The 7402-nt window shown below is 70.2% G+C and carries 7 protein-coding genes, 2 pseudogenes and 1 riboswitch; of the genes and pseudogenes, 7 read left to right on the top strand and 2 right to left on the bottom strand.

Annotation, left to right across the window (positions count from 1 at the left end):
* Positions 1–228 precede the first annotated feature (228 nt).
* From x551_RS16205 to metF, 5 genes and pseudogenes are all read left to right on the top strand, one after another.
* On the top strand, positions 229–702 hold the full coding sequence (locus x551_RS16205; protein ID WP_036233569.1) for a VOC family protein: 474 nt from the start codon (positions 229–231) through the stop codon (positions 700–702).
* The gene (locus tag x551_RS16200) at positions 699–1292 is read left to right on the top strand and encodes a glutathione S-transferase (RefSeq protein WP_036233572.1); all 594 of its coding nucleotides are present in this window, start codon (positions 699–701) and stop codon (positions 1290–1292) included. Before x551_RS16205 ends, x551_RS16200 begins: the two co-directional genes overlap by 4 nt.
* 67 nt (positions 1293–1359) lie before the next feature.
* Positions 1360–1437: riboswitch (S-adenosyl-L-homocysteine riboswitch) on the top strand.
* 71 nt (positions 1438–1508) lie between these two features.
* Positions 1509–2942 carry an adenosylhomocysteinase gene (gene ahcY, locus x551_RS16195; protein WP_036233574.1) on the top strand — a complete coding sequence of 478 codons (1434 nt, stop codon included), beginning with the start codon at positions 1509–1511 and terminating at the stop codon, positions 2940–2942.
* A gap of 97 nt (positions 2943–3039) precedes the next feature.
* Positions 3040–3821: pseudogene (locus x551_RS16190) on the top strand (TlyA family RNA methyltransferase).
* Positions 3818–4678, top strand: a complete 861-nt coding sequence (metF, locus tag x551_RS16185) for a methylenetetrahydrofolate reductase [NAD(P)H] (RefSeq protein WP_036233580.1) — start codon at positions 3818–3820, stop codon at positions 4676–4678. The pseudogene x551_RS16190 and the gene metF overlap by 4 nt, the downstream one beginning before the upstream one ends.
* A 16-nt stretch (positions 4679–4694) precedes the next feature.
* Here metF and x551_RS16180 read toward each other — a convergent pair whose 3' ends face one another.
* Positions 4695–5525: a polyphosphate kinase 2 family protein gene (locus x551_RS16180; protein ID WP_036233583.1), complete on the bottom strand. Its 831-nt coding sequence runs from the start codon at positions 5523–5525 to the stop codon at positions 4695–4697.
* A gap of 199 nt (positions 5526–5724) precedes the next feature.
* Here x551_RS16180 and x551_RS16175 point away from each other — a divergent pair, with 199 nt between their 5' ends.
* A complete protein-coding gene (locus x551_RS16175; RefSeq protein WP_036233585.1) occupies positions 5725–6315 on the top strand; it encodes an OmpW family outer membrane protein in 591 nt (196 codons plus the stop codon).
* 12 nt (positions 6316–6327) lie between these two features.
* Here x551_RS16175 and x551_RS16170 read toward each other — a convergent pair.
* A pseudogene (locus x551_RS16170) lies at positions 6328–6940 on the bottom strand (5-formyltetrahydrofolate cyclo-ligase).
* A gap of 101 nt (positions 6941–7041) precedes the next feature.
* Here x551_RS16170 and x551_RS16165 point away from each other — a divergent pair.
* A partial coding sequence (locus x551_RS16165) for a TfoX/Sxy family protein (RefSeq protein ID WP_036249536.1) occupies positions 7042–7402 on the top strand: 361 nt, incomplete at its 3' end.

The following is a 7402-nucleotide window of genomic DNA, read 5'->3' as shown; positions in this document are numbered from 1 at the left end:
GCCAGCGCGCGCACGACCGCCGCGGGCGACTGGCCCGCGCCCTCGGCGGCGGCGCTCAGGCTGCCGGCCTCGACGATGCGCACGAAGGTCGCCATGGCTTCAGCCGGTCCATCGCCCGCCTTTCGTCTGTGCGCCGGGCGCAATGGTGTTGTCAGCGCGACGGCATTGGCGCGGCACGGTCGGCTGCCGACACTGACGCTCATCGCCCGCCCCTCGCCGTCCGCCCCGATGAGCCTCGCCGCCGCCGTCTCCCCGCCCCGCGCCGCACCGGCCGAAGCGTCGCACGCGCCGGTCCGCCTCGTCGCTTACGACCACGTCGGCATCCGCGTCAGCGACCGCCGACGCGCGCTGGCCTTCTACGAAGCGCTGGGCTTCGTCGAGCGCGCCCGCTTCCCGGGCCACGAGGCCAACGAGATGGAGAGCGCCGACGGCGTGCGCATCAACCTGATCTTCAACGCGGCGCGCCGGCCGGGCGCACGCAACGCGCTGCTCGACGAGCCGGTCAAGCTGCCCGGCATCACCCACCCGGCCTTCGTGGTCGACGACCTGGCCGCGCTGCAGGACTGGCTGCAGCGGCAGGGCATCGCGATCACCGAAGGGCCGCGGCGGCTCGGCCCCCGCCGGATCGCGCTGTTCATCCGCGACCCGGACGGCAACGTCCTCGAATTCGACCAACTGATCCCCCAAGGAGACACGGCATGAAGCTCTACGACCTGGAACTGTCCGGCAACTGCTACAAGGTGCGGCTGTTCGCGGCGCTGGCGGGCATCGACCTGGAGATCGTGCCGGTCGACTTCCTCGGCGGCGCGCACAAGCGGCCGCCGCTGACCGACCTCAACCCCTGGGGCGAGCTGCCGATTCTGGTCGATGGCGAGCGGGTGCTGCGCGACTCGCAGGCGATCCTGGTGCACCTGGCGGGCAGCTACGGCGGCGCCGCCTGGTGGCCGGCCGAGGCGCCGCTGCAGGCCGAGATCGTGCAGTGGCTGTCGACCGCGGCCAACGAGATCCAGAACGGCCCCGCGTCGGCGCGGCTGGTCGACCGCTTCGGCTACACGCTCGACAAGGCCGACACGCTGGCCCGGGCGGCCCGCATCCTGCCGCTGCTCGATGCCCACCTGGCCGACCACGCCTGGCTGGCGATCGGCCGACCGACCATCGCCGACTGCGCGATGTACCCGTACGTCGCGCTGGCGCCGGAGGGCGGGATCGACCTCGCGCCGTACCGGCACATCGCGCGCTGGATCGAGCGCGTCCGCGCCCTGCCGGGCTACCGGGCGATGCCGGGCACCTGAGCACGGCGGCCGGCCCGAGACCCTGCCGCGAACCGGGGATGGCGGGCAGACCGGCTAGAATCCGCCCACTTTCGAGGAGCGTTGCAACTCCCGCCCGGGAGCCAGGCTCGAAAGTCATCCCCCGATGCAACGGCGCTCACCCGCAGGCCCCCGCCGCCGGTGAGCACACCCTCTCCTGCGGCGTCCTGCGGTTTCCTGAATCACGGAGACCCGTCCATGAGCGCCGTCCTCAAGCCCACCCCCACCCACGATCACCACGTTGCCGACCTGTCGCTCGCCGACTGGGGTCGCAAGGAAATCAAGATCGCCGAGACCGAGATGCCCGGCCTGATGGCGATCCGCCAGGAATTCGCCGCAAGCCAGCCTCTGAAGGGTGCGCGCATCACCGGCTCGTTGCACATGACGATCCAGACCGCGGTGCTGGTGGAAACGCTGCAGGCGCTGGGCGCGCAGGTGCGCTGGGCCTCGTGCAACATCTTCTCCACGCAGGACCACGCCGCCGCCGCGCTGGTGGCGGCCGGCACGCCGGTGTTCGCCTACAAGGGCGAGACGCTCACGGACTACTGGGACTACACCCACCGCATCTTCGACTTCGGCGCCAAGGGAACGGACGGCGAAGGCCCAAACATGATCCTCGACGACGGCGGCGACGCGACGCTGCTGATGCACCTGGGCCAGAAGGCCGAGAAGGACCCGTCGGTGATTTCCAAGCCCACCAGCGAAGAGGAGACCTGCCTGTTCGCCGCGATCAAGGCCAAGCTGGCGCAGGACCCGACCTGGTACACGCGCAAGAGCGCCCAGATCATCGGCGTGACCGAGGAAACCACCACCGGCGTGCACCGCCTGAACGAGATGAGCGCGAAGGGCACGCTGCTGTTCCGCGCAATCAACGTCAACGACTCGGTGACCAAGAGCAAGTTCGACAACCTGTACGGCTGCCGCGAGTCGCTGGTCGACAGCATCAAGCGCGCGACCGACGTGATGATCGCCGGCAAGGTCGCCTGCGTGGCCGGCTACGGCGACGTGGGCAAGGGCTCGGCGCAGGCGCTGCGCGCGCTGAGCGCCCAGGTGTGGGTGACCGAGATCGACCCGATCAACGCACTGCAGGCCGCGATGGAAGGCTACAAGGTCGTGACGATGGAGTACGCCGCCGACAAGGCCGACATCTTCGTCAGCGCCACCGGCAACAAGAACGTGATCCGCTACGAGCACATGGCGGCGATGAAGGACGAGGCCATCGTCTGCAACATCGGCCACTTCGATAACGAGATCGACGTCGCCTCGCTCGAGAAGCTGAAGTGGGACGAGATCAAGCCGCAGGTCGACCACGTCGTCTTCCCGGACGGCAAGAAGATCACGCTGCTGGCCAAGGGCCGCCTCGTGAACCTGGGCTGCGCCACCGGACACCCGAGCTTCGTGATGAGCTCGTCGTTCGCCAACCAGACCATCGCGCAGATCGAGCTCTTCACGAAGAGCGCCGACTACCAGGCCGGCAAGGTCTACGTGCTGCCCAAGCACCTGGACGAGAAGGTGGCGCGCCTGCACCTGAAGAAGGTCGGCGCGATGCTGACCGAGCTGACTGACGAGCAGGCTGCGTACATCGGTGTCAGCAAGTCCGGTCCGTACAAGGCCGACACCTATCGGTATTGACACCCACCCCCGTTGCGGCTGCGCCGCTCCCCCTCGAAAGGGGCGACGCTGGCGGGCCGGCGGAGCCGGACCCGCGGCGTCCACTCGGTTCTATCTCATGCCAAGAGTTGATCAGTTGATTGTCCAGCGTGGGCTTGCGCCGACGCGTTCGGCGGCGCAGCGGTTGATCGACCGTGGCGCGGTCGAGCGGCGCGCGGCGGTCGACTGGGTGCGGCTGCGCAAATCCGGCGAGGACCTGCCGGAGGCCACCGAGCTGCGCATCACCGACGACGCCGAACTGCGCTGGGTGTCGCGCGCCGGGCTCAAGCTCGACGGCGCGCTGGCGCAGTGCGGCCTGGCGGTGACCGGCGTGACCGCGCTCGACGTCGGCCAGAGCACCGGCGGCTTCACCGAGGTGCTGCTGGCGCACGGCGCGGCGCACGTGGTGGGCGTCGATGTCGGTCGCGGCCAGCTGCATCCCTCGCTGCGCGGGCATGCGCAGGTCACCGTCCTCGAAGGCATCAACGCCCGCGGCCTGACGCGCGAGGCGCTGGGCACGGCCATGCCGGCCGGCGGCTTCGGCCTGGTCGTCGCCGACCTGAGCTTCATCCCGCTGACCACCGTGCTGCCGGCACTGGTGCCGCTGCTCGCGGCCGACGGCCACCTGCTCGCGCTGGTCAAGCCGCAGTTCGAGCTGCAGCCCAAGGACATCGGCAAGGGCGGCCTGGTGAAGAGCGCCGCCTCCTACGCGAGGTGCAGCGCAAGCTGCGGGCCACCTGCGGCGAACTGGGCCTGGACGTGACGGCGTGGCTGGACAGCGTGGTCGCCGGCGGCGACGGGAACCGCGAATTTTTCATCTGTGCCGTGCCTGCGGGCCGGCGGCTGGAGTCAGACACATGAGCGACACACCTTCCCTGAAGCTGCCGGTGCCGGTGAGCTTCGAGTTCTTCCCGCCCAACACCGAGGCCGGCAGCGAGAAGCTGAAGACCGTGGTGCGCGAGCTGGGCAGCGCGGCCCCCGAGTTCTTCAGCGTGACCTACGGTGCCGGCGGCTCGACGCGGGACCGCACGCTGTCGACGGTGCGCGACATCGCCGCACTGGGTTTCGAGGCGGCGCCGCACCTGTCGTGCGTCGGCTCGACGCGCGCCGGCATCGCCGAGATCCTGGCCTCCTACCGCGCGCAGAACATCCGGCGCCTGGTCGCGCTGCGCGGCGACCTGCCGAGCGGCACCGCGACGGCCGGCGAGTTCCGCTACGCGAACGAGCTGATCGCCTTCGTGCGCGAGACCCAGGGCACCGACCTGCGCATCGAGGTGGCCGCCTACCCCGAGTACCACCCGCAGCAGCGCTACGCGCGGCGCGACCTGCAGCACTTCGCCAACAAGATGAAGGCCGGCGCCGACGCGGCGATCACGCAGTTCTTCTACAACCCCGACGCCTACTTCCATTTCCTCGACGAGGTGCGCGCGCTGGGTGTCGACGCGCCGATCGTGCCGGGCATCATGCCGTTCCACAACTACGCGCGCATCGCGCAGTTCGCGATGCGCGACGGCATCGAGATCCCGCGCTGGGTGGCCCTGAAGATGGAGGGCTACATGGACGACGCCGCGTCGATCCGCGCCTTCGGCATCGAGGTGGTGTCGCGGCTGTGCGAGCGGCTGATCGCCGGCGGTGCCCCGGCCATCCACTTCTACACGCTCAACCAGTCGGCGCTGACGCTGGAGGTCTGCCGCCGGCTCGCGTCGGCGCGCGGCTGAAACGCGCGCGGCGCGCTCAGACCACGCGCACTGCCGCCGGGTCGAAGTCGGGCTTCGGCGGCTTGAGCTTCATGCCCGCCAGCGCCTGCGCGACCAGCGTCGCGATCATCAGGTTGCGGTTGCTCTTGCTGTCGGCCGGCACCACGTGCCAGGGCGCGCAGGCGGTCGAGGTGGCCGCCAGCGCGGTTTCGTAGGCGGCCAGGTAGGCCCTCCACTTCGAGCGCGTCTCGAGGTCGCCGACCTGGAATTTCCAGCGCTTGGCGGGGTCGTCCAGACGCGCCTGCAGCCGTTCGCGCTGCTCGTCCTTCGAGATGTGCAGGAAGCACTTGACGAGGGTCGTGCCGCTGTCGTGCAGCAGGCGCTCGAAGGCGTTGATGTGGGCCAGCCGGCGTTGGCGCTCGGCGGCGTCGATCCAGCCTTCGACGAAGGGCACCAGCACGTCTTCGTAATGGCTGCGGTTGAACACCACCACCTCGCCGGCGCGCGGCACCACCGCATGCACGCGCCACAGGAAGTCGTGCGCGCGCTCCACCTCGGTGGGCGCCTTGAAGGCCGCCACGCGCACGCCGAGCGGGCTGCACTGGCGGAACACCGAGCGCGCGGTGCCGTCCTTGCCCGAGGTGTCCATGCCCTGCAGCACCAGCAGCAGCTTGGGCGGTCGGCCGGCACTGCCGTTGGCGTAGAGCAGGTCCTGCAGGCGGTCGATCTCGATCGCCAGTTCGGCGAGCCGCGCATCGTCGGCCTCGCGGCTGCTGCTGGCGGCCGGCCGCGCACCGGGGTCGATGTCCTTGAGCCGCAGCTTGCGGCCGACGCGGTAGGTCTTCAGGTAGGCGGTCGAGCGGGCCATCGCGACTCCTGGGAAGGCGGTGCGGCGACTGTAGCGCCGCGTGCACACCGCGACGCGTCGGGTTGATCTGCCTCAGAAAGCCGCAGCGGCTTCAACGCTGCGCGCCCGCGCGCTTGAGCCAACGCAAGCCGCGGCGTCCCGCCACGCACTGCAATGCACGGGCGGGAAGCTCCCCGTGCATTCCGGAGTGAAGCTCATCATGAAGAAGAAGACCCTCGCCGCCCTCGCCCTCGCCGCCCTCGGTGGCGCCGCGGCCGCCGCACCGACCGGCGGCGACTGGCTGGTGCGCGTGCGCGCGCTGCACCTCGACCCGGCCAACAAGGACAGCACCGGCGTCGGCCTGGCCATCGACAGCAAGACCTTCCCCGAACTCGACATCAGCTACTTCTTCACGCCGAACTGGGCCGCCGAACTGGTGCTGACCTATCCGCAGAAGCAGGACGTGAGTGCCTCCGGCACGCGCATCGGCAGCCTCAAGCACCTGCCGCCGACGCTGTCGCTGCAGTACCACTTCCTGCCCGGCGCGGCGGTCCAGCCCTACCTCGGCGCGGGCATCAACTACACGCGCTTCTCGTCGGTCGACTTGCCGGCGCCGTTCAGCATCGAGAAGAACAGCGTGGGCCTGTCGGTGGGTGCCGGCGTGGACGTGCCGCTCGGCGACCGGCTGGTGCTGAACCTGGATGTAAAGAAGGTGCAGATCCGCACCGACGTGTCGGCTGCGGGGGTGAAGGCGGGGACCTTCAAGGTCGACCCGGTGCTGTTCGGCGTCGGGCTCGGCTGGCGCTTCTGAGGCGGCGCGCGATCAGTCTTCGCGCGACCAGGCGACGCCGTCCTCGGTGAGCATGGCGTCGAGCGGGATGTCGTGCGGCTCGCCCTCGAGCCAGTCGATGTAGCCGTGCCGGTAGCCGATGCCGACCGTGAACGGCCGCGGCTCCAGGGCCGCCAGCGTGCGGTCGTAGAAGCCGCCGCCGTAGCCGAGCCGCAGGCCCTTCGGGCCGAAGCCGACGCAGGGCACCAGCAACAGCGTCGGCATCACGAGGTCGGTGCCCTTGGGCTTGGGGGATGTCGTAGGCATCCTCCTCCATCGGGCAGCCGGGGTACCACTGGTGGAAGCGCAGCTGCTTGGTCTGGCGGTTCATCACCGGCAGGCCGATCCGGCGCGGCGGGCCCTCGCCGGTACCGTGTCCGGCACCCTCGGTCCAGCGGTGCAGCGACGGCAGGGGATCGAACTCGCCCTTGATGGCCCAGTATGCGCCGACCGTCACGTCCTCGCGCTGCGTGAGCCACACCCGCAGCACGCCCTGCAGCTGTTCGGCACGCTCCAGGCGATCGGTCAGGCTCTGCCGCTCGGCCTGCAGCATGCGACGCAGTTGCGCCTTGTCCGGCCGGCTCATCGGGTCGTAGGGCAGGGTCATGGGCGGGTCCGTGGCGGGCTGGCGTGGCGTGTCATCGAGGCAGCCCGGATTTTGCCCCGCAGGATGGCCTGCGCCCCAAGGTCGCTGCCTACACTGTGGCAATGGCCCCACCCCGCGACGAATTTGCTGCGCACTGCGTCGAGTTGCTGTCATCCGTGGGACCGGCGCATGCGAAGCGCATGTTCGGTGGCCACGGCCTCTACCTCGACGGGCTGATGATCGGTCTGATCGCCGCCGACCAGCTCTACCTCAAGACCGACGCGCAGACGTTGCCGCAGTGGCGAGACGCCGGCGGGCGGGCCTTCGTCTACGAAAGTTCGCGCGCCGGCGTGGTGCGGACCGCCACCATGAGCTACTGGACGCCGCCCGACGAGGCGACCGAGTCACCCGATGCGCTGCGACCCTGGGCCCGGCTGGCGCTGGAGGCGGCGTTGCGCGCCCAGGCGGCGCGGGTCCGCAAGC

Source organism: Methylibium sp. T29 (genome assembly GCF_000576205.1).
Taxonomy (GTDB): Bacteria; Pseudomonadota; Gammaproteobacteria; order Burkholderiales; family Burkholderiaceae_C; genus Methylibium; species Methylibium petroleiphilum.
The sequence above is the reverse complement of the archived record's forward strand: the minus strand, read 5'-3'. Positions and strand labels throughout refer to the sequence as shown.

Coding starts and splice junctions, on each gene's coding strand:
- metF (WP_036233580.1), top strand. CDS start 3,818: ATGAGCGACACACCTTCCCTGAAGCTGCCGGTGCCGGTGAGCTTCGAG.
- x551_RS16180 (WP_036233583.1), bottom strand. CDS start 5,525: ATGGCCCGCTCGACCGCCTACCTGAAGACCTACCGCGTCGGCCGCAAG.
- x551_RS16200 (WP_036233572.1), top strand. CDS start 699: ATGAAGCTCTACGACCTGGAACTGTCCGGCAACTGCTACAAGGTGCGG.
- x551_RS16205 (WP_036233569.1), top strand. CDS start 229: ATGAGCCTCGCCGCCGCCGTCTCCCCGCCCCGCGCCGCACCGGCCGAA.
- x551_RS16175 (WP_036233585.1), top strand. CDS start 5,725: ATGAAGAAGAAGACCCTCGCCGCCCTCGCCCTCGCCGCCCTCGGTGGC.
- ahcY (WP_036233574.1), top strand. CDS start 1,509: ATGAGCGCCGTCCTCAAGCCCACCCCCACCCACGATCACCACGTTGCC.